The organism is Burkholderia sp. BCC1640, from assembly GCF_902833125.1.
Taxonomy (GTDB): domain Bacteria; phylum Pseudomonadota; class Gammaproteobacteria; order Burkholderiales; family Burkholderiaceae; genus Burkholderia; species Burkholderia diffusa.
The window spans coordinates 56,137-70,645 of record NZ_CADFEF010000031.1 but is presented as its reverse complement, the minus strand read 5'-3'; the positions used below and the strand labels follow the sequence as shown (position 1 = coordinate 70,645).

Annotated in this window: 10 protein-coding genes and 1 pseudogene; 8 read left to right on the top strand and 3 right to left on the bottom strand. The window is 63.1% G+C overall.

All coding sequences use genetic code 11. The annotated features are described in order from the left end of the window. Positions 1–26 precede the first annotated feature (26 nt). Entirely contained in the window at positions 27–3,404 is a 3,378-nt protein-coding gene (locus HWX25_RS27200) for a hybrid sensor histidine kinase/response regulator (protein WP_175911528.1), read from the top strand. A 264-nt stretch (positions 3,405–3,668) separates the two neighbouring features. Here the strand turns inward: HWX25_RS27200 and HWX25_RS27195 are convergent. From HWX25_RS27195 to HWX25_RS27185, 3 genes and pseudogenes are all read right to left on the bottom strand, one after another. Beyond that, positions 3,669–4,060: pseudogene (locus HWX25_RS27195) on the bottom strand (DDE-type integrase/transposase/recombinase); the annotation flags it as partial. Positions 4,061–4,075: 15 nt separating this feature from the next. Continuing rightward, complete coding sequence (locus HWX25_RS27190) at positions 4,076–4,333, bottom strand: DUF4148 domain-containing protein (RefSeq protein WP_059820834.1); 258 nt, start codon at positions 4,331–4,333, stop codon at positions 4,076–4,078. Between the two features lie 188 nt (positions 4,334–4,521). Next, positions 4,522–5,415 carry a LysR family transcriptional regulator gene (locus tag HWX25_RS27185; protein ID WP_175911527.1) on the bottom strand — a complete coding sequence of 298 codons (894 nt, stop codon included), beginning with the start codon at positions 5,413–5,415 and terminating at the stop codon, positions 4,522–4,524. Positions 5,416–5,519: 104 nt separating this feature from the next. On the opposite strand from HWX25_RS27185, the gene HWX25_RS27180 reads away from it, so the two are divergent. The 7 genes from HWX25_RS27180 to HWX25_RS27150 all read left to right on the top strand — a co-directional run bounded on the left by HWX25_RS27180 (position 5,520) and on the right by HWX25_RS27150 (position 14,504). After that, positions 5,520–6,653, top strand: a complete 1,134-nt coding sequence (locus HWX25_RS27180) for a TDT family transporter (RefSeq protein ID WP_175911526.1) — start codon at positions 5,520–5,522, stop codon at positions 6,651–6,653. 80 nt (positions 6,654–6,733) lie between these two features. Next, positions 6,734–7,732 carry a malate dehydrogenase gene (locus HWX25_RS27175; RefSeq protein ID WP_175911525.1) on the top strand — a complete coding sequence of 333 codons (999 nt, stop codon included), beginning with the start codon at positions 6,734–6,736 and terminating at the stop codon, positions 7,730–7,732. 475 nt (positions 7,733–8,207) lie between these two features. After that, positions 8,208–9,809: a cbb3-type cytochrome c oxidase subunit I gene (locus tag HWX25_RS27170; protein WP_175911524.1), complete on the top strand. Its 1,602-nt coding sequence runs from the start codon at positions 8,208–8,210 to the stop codon at positions 9,807–9,809. 18 nt (positions 9,810–9,827) lie between these two features. Continuing rightward, positions 9,828–10,427, top strand: coding sequence for a cbb3-type cytochrome c oxidase subunit II (locus HWX25_RS27165; protein WP_175911523.1), 600 nt, complete (start codon positions 9,828–9,830; stop codon positions 10,425–10,427). Beyond that, a complete protein-coding gene (locus tag HWX25_RS27160) occupies positions 10,424–10,990 on the top strand; it encodes a cytochrome c (RefSeq protein ID WP_175911522.1) in 567 nt (188 codons plus the stop codon). The genes HWX25_RS27165 and HWX25_RS27160 overlap by 4 nt, the downstream gene beginning before the upstream one ends. After that, a complete protein-coding gene (locus tag HWX25_RS27155; RefSeq protein WP_175911521.1) occupies positions 10,987–13,266 on the top strand; it encodes a cation-translocating P-type ATPase in 2,280 nt (759 codons plus the stop codon). The genes HWX25_RS27160 and HWX25_RS27155 overlap by 4 nt, the downstream gene beginning before the upstream one ends. After that, positions 13,263–14,504, top strand: a complete 1,242-nt coding sequence (locus tag HWX25_RS27150) for a molybdopterin-dependent oxidoreductase (protein WP_175911520.1) — start codon at positions 13,263–13,265, stop codon at positions 14,502–14,504. The genes HWX25_RS27155 and HWX25_RS27150 overlap by 4 nt, the downstream gene beginning before the upstream one ends. Positions 14,505–14,509 lie beyond the last annotated feature (5 nt).

The window sequence follows — 14,509 nt, the reverse complement described above, 5'->3', positions numbered from 1 at the left end:
GTTGCACCGCTAGATCGGACCCTAATATGCCTCTTCTGCGCCAGACACTCGGTGAGCTGCGCCGCTATCACCGCCTTCTGATGACAGGCGGACGCTGTGCCGCTGTACTGGTCATGATCGTTGCGCTTCTCGCCGACGTGACGTTGCTGGTACGTACTTACATCGACGACGAGCGCGAGATGTTCACAATTGCGCACCGACTTGTACGCGGACGTGTCGCTGCGAACGAGCATTCGTTCTTGAACGGGCTGGTTCGTGCGGAACTTTCATGGAGCGACGAGCATGAGGTGCCGGCCAGTCTTATTGCGCGTTTCCGCGCCCGCGGCAACTTACTATCCTGGAAGCCGTTTCCCGCCGAACGGCTGGAATTGCTGATCGCGGCAGCACCGGGTGCGCAGCCGACCGACGACGAGATTGCGCACTACATTCAGTTCGCGACCCAGATTGGCCGTGCCAACATTGCGATGTCGAAAGTGCTGGAGCGGCAGTCGACTCAGATTTTCTTCAGCCCCGGTCGCCAGATCGTAGGCATCCTGCCTACATCGTCGATTGATAGTCCGGCCCGGCTGACCAGTGTAGCGGGTCGTACGGCATTCGTGCAGGAGCTTACCGACGGTGCCGAAGCATTGCTCGATGCGGTGCCTCCGGGAGTTCACAACGTGCGACCGGTAGTGAACTGGTCGCCGCATCGCTACCGGCTGCCCAATGGCCAGGAGATGCTGCGACTTGCGGCACCTGTCGTTCACCATGGCAGGATCGAAGCGGTGCTCGTGGACGAAGTAGATCCCGCTGATCTGGTGTGGCCGATCCTCGATGGGGCGTACAAAGGCGTGTATGCGATTGTCAATGATAACGGTGACGTCATCGCCACGGCGGCGAAAGAAAAGCCGAATCTGAAATTGCTCGATTACGTGTCGCAGTGGCAGCGGGCGCACGGGCCGGTAGCCGGCAGAGTAGTCGAGCATCGCGACGGTGGCCGCTATCTGCTTGCGCGACGCATCGGTACCACGGGTTATTCGCTCGTCTACAGTTACTCGTGGCTTGATATTGCCGACGCCATCTGGAGCAAAGCGCTCGCTGCGGCCGCCATTTCGTTGGCTGTGCTCGTGGCCATCTGGTTCATGTTGTACCAGCTCAACCGTCGTGTATTCCGTCCCATGTACGCGCGCTCCGAACAAGTGTTCGACAGTGAACGACTAAGCCGTACGGTCATTGAAACGGTACCGGTCGGCATCGGACTCGTGTCCGCGGGAAACGGCGCCCTGCTATACGGTGGATCGTCGCTCCACGCACTGAGTCACCTGATCGAAGGCGGTATGGACAGGTTGTTGGGCGAGTTGGCGAAGCGATATGTGCGGCTGAAAGCGGCACGAGTCGGTGAATCCGACGAAGTGTTCCAGGAAGACGTGATGTTGCCCACGATCGACCGCGGCGAAATCGCGCTGCAGGCGCGCTTCGCACTGGGGCGGTACCTGGGCGAAGACGTAATCGTCGCCGCATTTGTCGATATGACCGCGAACCGCGAACTGCAACAGCAGCTGCGCGACGCGAAGGTCGCTGCCGACCAGGCGAGTGCAGCCAAATCTGCCTTCCTTGCCACGATGAGTCACGAGATTCGCACACCGCTCAACGCGATCATGGGCAATTTAGAGCTGCTTGCTCACTCATCGTTGAATCCACTTCAGCGCGACCGGTTGCGAACGATCCGCACATCGTCCAATGGTCTGCTCGCGATCATCCAGGACGTGCTCGACTTTTCGAAGATCGAGGCGGGCGAAATGCAATTCGAGCGTATCCAGTTCAAGGTGGCCGACGTCATCGAGCGGGCGCTTACGATGTTCGCTCCGGTTGCGCATGCGAAGGGTATTGAGCTGTACGGCATGTTCGGCGCGTCGATCGATCAACCGATGCACGGCGATCCGGGTCGCCTTGCACAGGTCGTGCACAACCTGCTGTCGAACGCCATCAAGTTTACCGACGAAGGCAAGGTTACGCTCGGCGTCGCGTATGAACCCACCGTCGGTGACATAGCCAGCAGCGGTACGCTCGTTGTGACGGTGACCGATACTGGCATCGGTATCGATGCCGAGCAGCGCGCACAGTTGTTCAAGGCGTTTGCGCAGGCTGACTCATCGATTTCCCGACGCTTTGGCGGCACGGGGCTTGGTCTTGCGCTATGCCAGCGTCTGACGGTCGGCATGGGCGGAACGATCGAGTTCGACGGCGATGTCGGCAGGGGTAGCCGCTTTACAGTACGTGTGCCGCTTGATCAGATCAAGTCCTCAGACACGTCGATCATGGCAGACGCACGCATCCTTGCCGGGAAGCGCGTGATGTTGCTGGCTGAGGCGAATGAGTGGCATACGTATGCCGCGACATTGATTGAAGCATGGGGCGCTGAGATCGATGCTTTCCGTCATCCGGATGATCTGCCGGAGGTCAGCGGTCGAGTGCTTGTCATCTGCGGGGATCGCAACGGGTGGTCAGCGGACAGCGAAAACCGCATCGTCGAGGACTGCCAGGCTGTGATCAATTGTGGCGTTAGCTGCCCGTTGCAGCCCGTGCGTGTCGGTCGCGTGGTGACGGTATCGTGTTATGCGCCGGCTGGGCTGCGCGCTGCGCTTGACCATCTGCTGAATAACAAACCGCTCGTACCGCTCGACGAGGCATGCACCGCCGGCGCGTCGGCAGATAGCCATGTCCAGGCGCCGCAGCTCGGCCTGCATGTCCTGGTTGCGGAAGACAATGAGGTTAACCAGCGGTTGTTCGACGAGCAACTGACACTCCTCGGCTGTACGGCTCAAATTGTCGCGGACGGCGTCGATGCATTACGGGTGCTGTCCGATGAAACTTTCGACGTCGTACTCACCGATCTCAACATGCCGCGGATGGACGGCTACGTCCTTGCGCAGATCATGCGTGCGCGCTGGCCGCAGACGCCAATCGTCGCAGTGACCGCTGACGCAACGGTCGACGAGCGCCGGCGATGTGCCGAACTCGGCGTTCGAACAGTTATCTCCAAACCGCTGTCGCTTGACGGGCTTGCGCGCGTGCTGACGCAGGCCACGGGTGGCGCAGCGCATGGCGTTGGTGACGGCACGAGCGGCGCGTTGCTGGGCGAGCACGCGATGCCGGCCTCGCTCTTCGCGGTGTTTCACAAGTCGTGCACGAAGTCGCTCGAAGTACTGAAGGCGGCGCATGCTCGCGGTGATGTGGCGGCAATGCTGTCGGAGCTGCATTCGCTGAAAGGCGCGTTGGGCATTGTGCAGCAGCATGAGCTTGCGCAGCAATGCAGTGTACTGGAGCGGCAACTCAGGATGGCGGAGCCGGGACAGGCGCACGAGAGCTGGCAATTGCTTTCCCGATCATTAGAGGCAGTGATTAGCGATCGATCGTTTGGGTAGGTTTTGAATGATGTTGACGTCTCGGCGCCAAGCTGCAAGCGCGAGTGGCTCGATCCAGAAGTTGAATGCTGCCGCAGGCATCGCATGCTCCTCGAGGCCGTCCCTGCTTCGGTTCGTCGCCGGGCAGGTCATTTCGAGGCTGCGCTGCGCGCGATTAGCGCTCGAACGGACACCGCTAGCAGAATCTACGACCTTCAACAGGAGTCGATGGGGCTTGTCACGTTGCCGATTCGATGCTGCGTGGCGGCCACGCGTGCCAATCCGTCAGAAAACAATAGTCGAATTTTGGGCATGACCGGTACGCAGGCGCCAAGCGTCGAAGCGGCCCGCGAGGCGCGCAGCAATTGTCGCTTGAGCGCGAAATGCTGACGGATCGGATCGAAGCAAGACAGAAAAGTCTGCGTGCGATCGGGCAAACGGAAGCCGCGCCTGCGGCGCTTGCGTTCGCGTGAGCTGATGACTATTCTCCGTCAGGTTGTTCACGCGCGCCGCAGCCTTGACTAAGGCATGTTCGCCAACTCTTCGACGTCTGCCTTTGCCACGGGGTAGCTGCGCAGCTGATCGGTAACGATCTTCTTGGGCGTCGGGGCATTTGCCGACAGCACGCGCTTGAAGGGGCGTTTTGCCGCGGATCTGTCTCGACGCTTTTGCCACAGCCGCTTCGCCCGGCGTTACGAGCCGTGGTAAACCGTATCGTTCAGGCGTTGCAGCGTACCGTCCTGCTCGGCCTTGATCAACTCGTCGATCACTTCGCGGCGCGTCAGCGCATGCTGGGCTTCAGGCGTCGCATTCTGCTGAATAACAGGTGGAGCAGAGTGGTCGGCCGGCGAAGTCGTTCCCGGAGAAGGAGTAGCAAACGCGGCCGTGGTGGAGGCAGCCAGCGTGAGTGCCGATAGGACGTAAGAAATGTGACGGATGCTTTTGTTCATGATGTTGCCCTTTCCTTGTTTCGATTCATACAGTCAGTAGTGCGATTCACTGTCTGCATGGACTGAAGTCTAGGGGTGGCGATCCATCATGAAAAATACATGTTCCAAACACCAGCCATAACTTCGAGGCATGGCGCGGGCATCACGGAACCGTCGCGCGGTTTCGTGCCCGCCACGGCGCGACACGATCAGGTTGCCGGCGCGCAGTGGTCGATCAGCATATCGCGGAATCGCCGTGCGCTCGGGCTCAACGTGCTGTCTTTTCGCCAGATGATCGTCAGGTCGCGTTCGATAATCAGCCCCTCGACTGGCAGGCGCACGAGCAAACCCGTCGTCAGTTCCGATTCGATCGTCATGCGCGAGACCCATGCAATCGCGGTGCCGCGCACCAGCAGCCGGTTCATCGCTTCGGCGCTACCGACCGACAGGCGTGGCGAAAAGGCCAGCCCGCATGCGGCGAACGCCGCTTCGACGGCATTTCGTGTGCCGGAGCCGGGCTCGCGCGACAGCACGTCGTGGCGCGCGATGTCGTCGATCCGGATCTTGCGCTTGCGCGCGAGCGGATGGGACGGCGCGGCGACGGGGATGAGCGGGTCCTGGCCGAACCGTGCCGAGTCGAACGAAGTCGTGTCATACGGGCCTTCGACGAAACCGAGCTGGCGATCGTAGGCCAGTACCGCGGCCTCGACCTGCTCCGTATTCATCTCCGCCACGTCGATCGATACATTCCGGTATTGCTCGCCGAACGCATGCAGCACGGACGGCAGCAGATAGCTGCCGATCGTGCGGCTGGCCGCTAGCTTCAGGCTACCGCGCACGAGGCCCGAGAATTCATCGAGCATCGCCTCGGCTTCGTCCGACAGCGAAAAGATTCGCACTGCATAGTCGGCCAGCAGTTGCCCCGCCTCGGTCGGGCTCATGCCGCGCGGGCGCCGGTCGAACAGCGTGACGCCCAGGCGTTCCTCGAGCTCGCGGATTTCGCGGGTCAGCGCTGGCTGACTGACGTGCAAGCGCGCGGATGCGCCGGTTACGCTACCCGCCTCGACCACGGCGAGGAAGGCCGCCAGATGGGTAAAGTTCATTCTGATGTATATAAAAAATGTATGGATATTATCATCTATATGTATTTTTAATATGTCAAGCGCATCGCTATCGTAGTGGCCATGGGTCGTCGATGGAGATCGCAATGTTCAATTCAAATGCAAACACGGGCACCGTATCTACCGGTTTTCTCGCGTACAAGATTCGGCAGTTCACGCCGAACTGGTTCGCGGTGACCATGGGCAACGGCATCGTCGCATTGGTACTCGCTACGCTGCCGTTTCGCTTTCCGAGCCAGCAGGGCATCGCGGCCGCGCTATGGTGCGCGGATGTCGTGCTGTATGCCGTATTCGCCGCAATGCTGCTGACGCGTGCGATCCGGTATCCCGACACAATCTGGCCGATGCTGCGGCACCCGCTGCAGTCGATGTTCCTCGGCGCCATTCCGATGGGCCTCGTACCTATCATCAACGGCTTCGTGCTGTTCGCGGCGCCGGCGATCGGGCCGGTGGCCCATTCGGTCGCGCAGGTGCTCTGGTGGATCGATGCGCTGCTCGCCGTCGTGGTGGCCATTGCGGTGCCGTATCTGATGTTCACCGAGCAGAATCATGCATTCGAGCGCGTCAGCGCCGTGTTGTTGCTGCCGCTCGTCGGCCCGGAAGTGACCGCATCGAGCGGCGCGGTGATCGCGCCGCACTTGTCGATCGACGGCGCACGAGCGGTGATCGGCGTCAGCTACGCACTCTGGGCCGTCTCGCTAGCCATGGCGTTCGCGGTGCTCACGCTTGTGTTCTTCCGACTGGTCATCCACAAGCTGCCGCATCGCGACCTCGCACCGTCGAGCTGGCTCACGTTGGGGCCGATCGGAACAGGAGCGCTCGGCATTCTCGGTCTCGGCCGGGTGGCGCCGGCGGCGTTCGACGGCAGTTCGTTCGCGCCGCTTGCCGCGCTCGCAAACGAACTCGGCATGGCATGCGCGCTGCTGCTCTGGAGCGCAGGCATCTGGTGGTTCGTAATTGCCGTGCTGTTCACGCTGCGCTATCGCAAGGAAGGGATGCAGTTCAATCTCGGCTGGTGGGGTTTCACGTTCCCGCTTGGTGTGTACACCGCAGCCACGATCGGTTTGTATCGCGCCACCGACATGATGGTGTTCGCCGTGCTGGGTACTGCCTTCGCGCTGATGCTGTTTTGTTTCTGGAGCGTGGTCGCGACTCGCACCCTGCGCGGTGTGATGCAAGGCCGGCTGTTCCATGCACCTTGCCTCGCGTCGAATAGCTGAATTTTGAGCTGACAACCTGATAGGGACACTGATCACGCGGTCCCCATCTCTAATCCAGAAAATATATTGAGGATATCAAAATGGATGCAGTAAAGCCGGATGTAAAGCGTATTGCCGTGACGGGCGCCGCTGGACAGATCGCCTATTCGCTGCTGTTCCGGATCGCGCGAGGCGACCTGTTCGGCAACGACCAGCCGGTCATCCTGCAACTGCTCGACCTGCCGCAGGCCTATGGCGCGATGCAGGGCGTCGTGATGGAACTGCAGGATTGCGCGTTTCCACTCCTGCGCCGGGTGGAAGTGACGACCGACCCGACCGTCGCGTTTCGCGACGCCGATTGCGCGTTCCTGATCGGTTCGAAGCCGCGCGGGCGAGGCATGGAGCGCCGCGATCTGCTGGCAGAGAACGCGGCGATCTTTCGCACGCAAGGCAAGGCGCTCAATGCGTCAGCCAGCCGCAACGTCAAGGTGCTGGTCGTCGGCAACCCGGCGAACACCAATGCGGCCATCGCGCGCCGCTTTGCGCCCGATCTGCCCGAGGATGCGATCACGGCAATGATCCGGCTCGATCACAACCGCGCGGTATCGATGCTGGCCCAGCGCTGCGCGATCGCGGTCAATGTGATCGGCAACATGATCGTGTGGGGCAACCATTCGCCGACGATGTTTCCCGATTATCGGTATGCGCGAGTCGGCCGCTACCTGATCAAGGACTTGGTCAACGACGAGAACTGGTACCGCGAGACCTTCATCCCGGAAGTGGCGGCGCGCGGAACGACCCTGATCCAAGCGCGCGGCGCATCGTCTGCGGCGTCGGCCGCGAATGCGGCGATCGACCAGATGCGCGACTGGATCCGCGGCAGCGACGGCCGCTGGGTGTCGATGAGCGTGCCGTCCGATGGTAGCTACGGCATTCCGCGGGGGCTGATATTCGGCGTGCCTGTGATTTGTCACGACGGCCGCTACGAGCGAGTCGAGGGCATTCATATCGATGCATTCGCGCGGCAATGCATCGACCGCTCGGTGCATGAACTGCAGGATGAGGCGGCCACCGTCGATGCGTTGTTCGCCGAGTGTTGACGGCAGGTGTCGGGACGTCGACGGACTGGCCCGGATATGCCGATCCACGGCCAAGTGCCATTAAGGGCATTTGTGACGCTGGTCAGAAGAATTTTGCGAACTTTCTGACTTTTCAAATTTATCTCTTTGTGCCGATAGGCGAACATCGCCTGTCCTTCCAATGGAGCAGTCATGTCGAATCAGATTCAGGTTAGCGAAGCAATGAACCGAACCCTAACGCGAGACGGATTCCGGCGCCGAATTGTGGCAGGCGCACTGTCGGCGACCGTCGCTGTCACTTGCGCGTTGGCGGTGAACGCGCACGCGGCGAATGCCCCGTTTTTCCTGACGTTCGGGAAGGCGTCGAACGATCTCCCGATCGTCATGCCGATCTGTTGCCAGGGGCGCACGAGCTGAACCCGCTTTCGTTTCGACGAGTCGTGCGGCCTGCGTAGTCGGCGCGTCGATCTAGCTTCAACGCAACAAGGGAGAACTCATGAATTTCACACTGGGCGTGCTGCTCAGCCTGTCGTTCATCATCACGGTGCTCGGACTGTTCGTCTTTATCTGGGCGCAATCGAGCGGTTTGCTGAAAATGGGGCAGTCGGCCGCCACGGTGATCTTCGCCGAAGGCGAGATCGGCCATGCGGAGCCGTTCGCGGGCGTTTCGCCGGAAGGCGGCGGCGCCGCTGGTTCGCAGCCCGACCCCGCTGAACTGCGCGATCGCGTGCTGGCTGACCGGTCGAGCAGTGCGGCGGCGCTGGCCTTCATCGCATCGTCGGTGGGCTGGCTGCTGCTTGGTTCGCTGTTCGGCCTGCTTGCATCGCTGAACTTCCAGGTGCCCGACTGGCTGTCGGGCTCGCCATTGGTGACGTTCGGCCGCACGCGCATCGTGCACCTGAACATCGTGACTTACGGATGGGCATCGATGGCGGGCATCGGCGTTGCGTTGTGGCTGCTGCCTCGCTTGTTGAAGACGCAACTGGTCGGTGCGCGCTTCGCGATTGTCGGCGCGGTTCTGTGGAACCTCGGCGTCGCGATGGGCTGTGCTGCGATTCTGTTCGGCTGGAGCGATGGACTCGAATGGCTCGAGATTCCCTGGCAGATCGGCATCTTGCTCGCGATCGCGGGTGCGCTGGCGGCCGTGCCGCTGCTGCTGACCCTGCGGCATCGCAAGGTTGATCACCTGTACGTGTCGGTATGGTATCTCGCCGCCGCGCTGCTGTGGTTCCCGATTCTGTATGTGGTCGCGAAAGTGCCGCATGTGCACTTCGGCGTCGAATCGGCGATCGTCAACTGGTGGTTCGCGCACAACGTGCTCGGCCTGTGGCTCACGCCGCTCGGCCTTGGTACCGCCTACTACCTGATCGCGAAGATCGTCGGCCGCCCGATCTACTCGTACAACCTGTCGCTGATCGGCTTTTGGGCACTGGCCATGTTCTACAGCCAGGCCGGCGTGCACCACCTGATCGGCGGCCCGGTGCCTGAATGGGTCGTAACGGTGTCGATCGTGCAGAGCGTGATGATGATCGTGCCGGTGATTGCGGTGGCGATCAATCACATGATGACGCTCAAGGGGCATGGCGAGATTCTGAGGCAATCGTATTCATTGCGCTTCGTCGCACTCGGCTCCGCGCTTTACACACTGGTGTCGATGCAGGGTTCGCTCGAAGCGGTGCGATCGTTCAACCGCGTGGTCCATTTCACGCAGTACACGATCGGGCATGCGCATCTGGGCGTGTACGGCTTCTATTCGCTGATCATGTTCGGCGCCATCTACTTCCTGATGCCACGCGTGGCCGGGCGCGAATGGCCGTTTCCGAAGCTGATCGCGTGGCACTTCTGGCTGGTCGTCGCGGGCATCGGCATCTACTTCGTGTCACTGACCATCGGTGGCGTGCTGCAAGGCTTGGCGATGCTCGACCCGAAACAGCCGTTCATGGCGTCCGTGACCGTCACTCTGCCGTATCTTGCAGCGCGCACGGTTGGCGGCACGCTGATGACCCTCGGGCACTGCGTGTTCGCGTATCACTTCTGCAAACTTCTGACGATGCGTACGGACCGTCAGGCAGTTGCGGCCGTCACGGCCGAGGCCTAATCATCGACGAGACATCACATGAAACGAATCATGACCGTCATCATCGGGTCGCTGATCCTTATCGCGCTCTCGATGGTGGTGCTGATCGCGATGCCGTATCGCGAACTCGAACGCGAGAAAGCACCTGAAAAGCTGAGCCCCTATACGCTCGCACAACTGCGCGGGCGCGCGACTTACGTGTCGCTGGGCTGCGCGACCTGCCACTCCCAGCAGCCGCGACCGGCGGCGATGGGCCCGGATGCACTGCGTGGTTGGGGCCGCGCGGCGGTGCCGAGCGACTACGTGTACGACTATCCGCACCAGCTCGGCACGTCGCGTACCGGGCCGGACCTGTTCAACATCGGTGCGCGTCAGCCGAGCGCCGACTGGCATCTCGCCCACCTGTACCAACCGCGCGCGGTGACGCCGGGCAGTGTGATGCCGGCCTTTCCGTATCTGTTCAAGATCGTCGATACGCCGGCCGCGGGCGACACGGTGGTGAAGCTGCCTCCGTCGTTTTCGCCCGTGCATGGGCAGGTGGTAGCGACGCAGGAAGCGCTCGACCTCGTCGACTACCTGGTCGGGCTGAACCACACCTACCCGGTAGAAAAAGCCGCACAGGAGGGCAGCGCAAAATGAGCATCGAACGCGACAACGAAGCGGCCCGGCGCGAGAAGGCTGAGCCGACCGAGGGCGTGCGGCCGGTGCCCTGGCTGTTCGTCGGCATTATTGCTTGCCTCACGGCCTGGGGCAGCTTCACGCTTTATCACGGCTCGGGGCGGGAGCCCGATCAGTCGCTGGCGTCCGGCAACCTGCCGCAGGTGATCGACGGCGGCGTGCTGTATACCGCGCATTGCGCGGCCTGCCACCAGGCCGACGGCAAAGGCGTAGCCGGCGCGTTTCCGCCGCTGGCCGGGTCCGAGTGGGTCAACGGCAAACCGGACATGGTCGCACGCATCCTGTTGCTGGGAATCGACGGCCCGATCGGCGTGAAAGGTAGTCAATACAACGGCTCGATGCCGGCATTCGGGGCCACGCTGTCGGACGCCGAGTTGGTGGCCGTCGCCAATCACATCCGCACGGAGTTCGGGAACGACGCGAAGCCGCCGCTCGACGCGCCCATGCTCAAGGCCGAGCGCGAGCAGTTGAAGGGGCGGACGAAGCCGTGGAGCGGCGGCGCGGAACTGGGGAGCCGGGAATGACATCCGCCAGCGCGCCGCAACGCGACGTCGCAGCGTACACCGGCGGCAGCGCGGTGGTCGATGTGCGCGGCATGTGGTGTCCGAGTTGCGCGAACGCCGTCGAGCGGGTGCTGGCCCGGCAGCCTGGTGTGCTTGAGGCGCGCGTGAGTTTCGCGGCCGAGGCCGCGCACGTGCAGTGGGATGCGACGCAAACCACGCTCGAGGTGCTGCTCGACGCCGTCACACGTCTCGGCTACACGGCAACACTCGAAGGCACGACGCGCGACCGGCGCGCGCATCTCGCCCGTGAGGCCGCCCGCGTACGGCTGCGGCTCATCGTGGCCGTCGTGTTCGGGATGTGGGCGATGCCGGCGCAGTGGACGCTCTATTTCGACACGCATCACACCATTCCCGAATCGATCCGACTGGGGCTCGCGTGGTTCGCTGGCGTGACCACGCTGCCGATCCTGGCGTTCAGCGGCTGGCCGTTCCTGCGCGCGGCGTGGCGCACGTTGCGCGCGGGCGCGCCGGGAATGGACGTGCTGGTCGCCTGTGGTGCGACCATCGCATTCGGGCTGTCGGTCTGGCGATTGCTGTCCGGCAGCGCGGACGTGTTCTTCGATTCGTCGGCCATGATCGTCACGCTGTTGCTGGCTGGGCGGCTGATCGAGCACACGATTCGCGCGCGGGCGTCCGACGCGATGCAGGCGTTGCTGGCGCTGCCGGCCGAAACCGTATTGATGATCGATGCGGACGGCAGCCGGCACGAGCGGCTCGCGAAGCGCGCGGTGGTTGGGCAGCGGTTCGTGCTGCGTCCCGGTGAGCGAGCGGCGCTCGACGGCCAGATCGAGAGCGGCACGTCGACGCTCGATCGCGCGCTGCTGACGGGCGAGTCGTCGCCGGTGGCCGTGAGTGCCGGCGACGGAGTCGAGGCGGGTGTGCTGAACGGTACCGGCAGTCTGACGGTGCGGGTCACATCGGCCGTTGGCGAACGCCGCGCCGATGCGATCGCACGCACGCTGCGGCGCATGCTCGCGCGCAAGACCGCGACGGACGCGCTCGCGGAGCGGTTTACGCGGCGGTTCGTGCCGTTCATTTTCATGGTGGCGGCTGCCACCTGCGCTTACGGCGTGGGGTCGGGTGCCGGGTGGGGCGCGGCGCTCGAACATGCGATTGCCGTGTTGGTCATCACCTGCCCGTGCGCGCTCGGCCTCGCAACGCCATTAGCTCTGATGGTCGGTGCGGGGCGAGCCGCGCGCGCCGGAATCCTGTTTCAGGATGTCGAAGCGATCGAGCGCGCGGGCCGGATCGATGCCGTGTTCTTCGATAAGACCGGGACGCTGACTCTCGGCGAGCCGCGCATCGTGCGCGTGCATGCCGAACCCGATTCGTGCGAGACGGCGGTGCTGATCGCGGCCGCGACAGCCGAGCAGGGAAGCGAGCATCCGCTTGCCCGTGCGCTGCGCCAATACTGCGTGCAAGACATCAACGCCTGCGCGGGCGAAAGTGAAGCCGTTCCCGGCCTGGGTGTGGTGTGGCGTGGACCCGACGGTACGCGCATTGTCGTCGGATCCGGCGCGCTGCTCGCTCGCGAGGGGATCGCGGCGTCGGACCAGCCGGGCGACGAGGGTACGGTAGCGTTCGTCGCGCGCAACGGCCGCCTGCTCGGACATGTGCTGATGGCCGACACACCGCGTGCCGATGCGTCGGCGGCGATCGCCGAACTGCGCGCGCGCGGCATCGAGCTTGGCATGCTGACTGGCGATCGTGCCGGGCCGGCGATCACGGTGGCCGACGCCGTCGGGCTCCCGCGCTCCTGCGTGAGGGCGGATGTCAGCCCCGAGGGCAAGGCGGAGATCGTCGCGAGCGCGCAGCGCGCGCATCGGGTTGTCGCGTTCGTCGGAGATGGGCTCAACGACGGACCCGCGCTCGCGGCAGCTGATTACGGGATCGCCGTCCAGAGCGCGTGCGCGTCGTCGTCGGCCGCCGCAGCCGTCGTGCTGTCGCGTGGCGATGTCGGGCAGGTGGCCGATGCGATCGCGATCGGCCGGCGCATCGCGCGCGTGATGCGTCAGAACCTCGGCTGGGCCGCAACGTACAACCTGATTGCATTGCCTGTCGCGATCTGCGGCTATGCATCTCCCGCGCTTGCCGCAGCGGCGATGGTTTTCAGTTCGGTGTCCGTCACGCTTAACGCGTGCCGGTTGAACACCCTACCGGCGCGCCGACTGGAACGCAAGGCCAGGCCATCAGGCACTTCACTGGAATTTCATTCGAAACAGGATTGCACTCAATGAACAAGAAGACGTCGCAATTTTCCGCTACGGGCCGCCGCAAGTTCCTCGAGCGGACGTTCGGGCTCGGCCTGGCTGGGCTGGCGGGTGCCGATGCGTGGGGCGCGGTCGAGAAGGCTATCGAGCTGCCGTTCGGCAATGGCCGTCGCGAGATCACGAACAGTTTTCCGCAAAAGCATGACGTGATCCTGCAGCGCACGCGGCCGCCGCTGCTCGAAACACCGTTCGACGTGTTCGACCGCCATCTGTTCACGCCGAACGACAAGTTCTACGTGCGCTGGCATATGGCGAACATTCCGTCGAGCATCGATGTCGCGAAGTTTCGCCTGAACGTGCGTGGCCATGTGAGGCAACCCGTGGCTCTTACGCTGGACGACTTGATTCACGATTTCGAACCGGTCGAGGTGGCGGCCGTGAACCAGTGTTCGGGTAATTCGCGGGGCTTTTACACGCCGCGCGTGCCGGGTGCGCAATGGGGCCACGGCGCGATGGGGAACGCGCGCTGGACCGGCGTGAGGCTCAAGGATGTGCTCGACCGCGTGGGCGTGCGGGCCGGCGCGGTGCAAGTGCGCATGCACGGGCTGGAATCGCCGGCCGCGCCGCAGACGCCGTACTTCAAGAAATCACTGGCGATCGATCACGCGCTCGACGGCGAGGTGATCATCGCGTATCTGATGAACGGCGAACCGCTGCCGCTGCTGAACGGCTTCCCGATCCGCATGATCGTGCCAGGGTGGTATGCGACGTACTGGATCAAGATGCTCTGCGATCTCGAAGTACTCGACGAACCCGACGACAACTACTGGAGCAAGAGTGCGTACCTGATTCCCGATACACCGGGGGCGAACGTGAAGCCGGGCCAGACCGGCATGAAGATGATTCCGATCAACAAGATGGTGCCGCGCTCGTTCATCACGAATGTGAAGGACGGCGATGTACTGAGGCGCAACGAGCATGTCGAGGTGCGCGGGTTCGCGTTCGGCGGTGACTGCGGTGTCGCGAAAGTGCGGATCTCCGCGGACGGCGGGCACACATGGATCGATGCCCGGCTTGACCGCGACTACGGGCAATACAGCTTCCGGCGCTGGTCCTTCAGCTTCACGCCGCCCGCGGCGGGGCCGCTGGTGCTGATGGTGCGTGCCACCAATGTGGCGGGGCTCGCCCAGCCGATGCAGTCGAACTGGAACGGTTCGGGTTTCATGCGCAACGGCGTCGAATCCGTTGCGCTGCAAGTCGTTTGATCGCG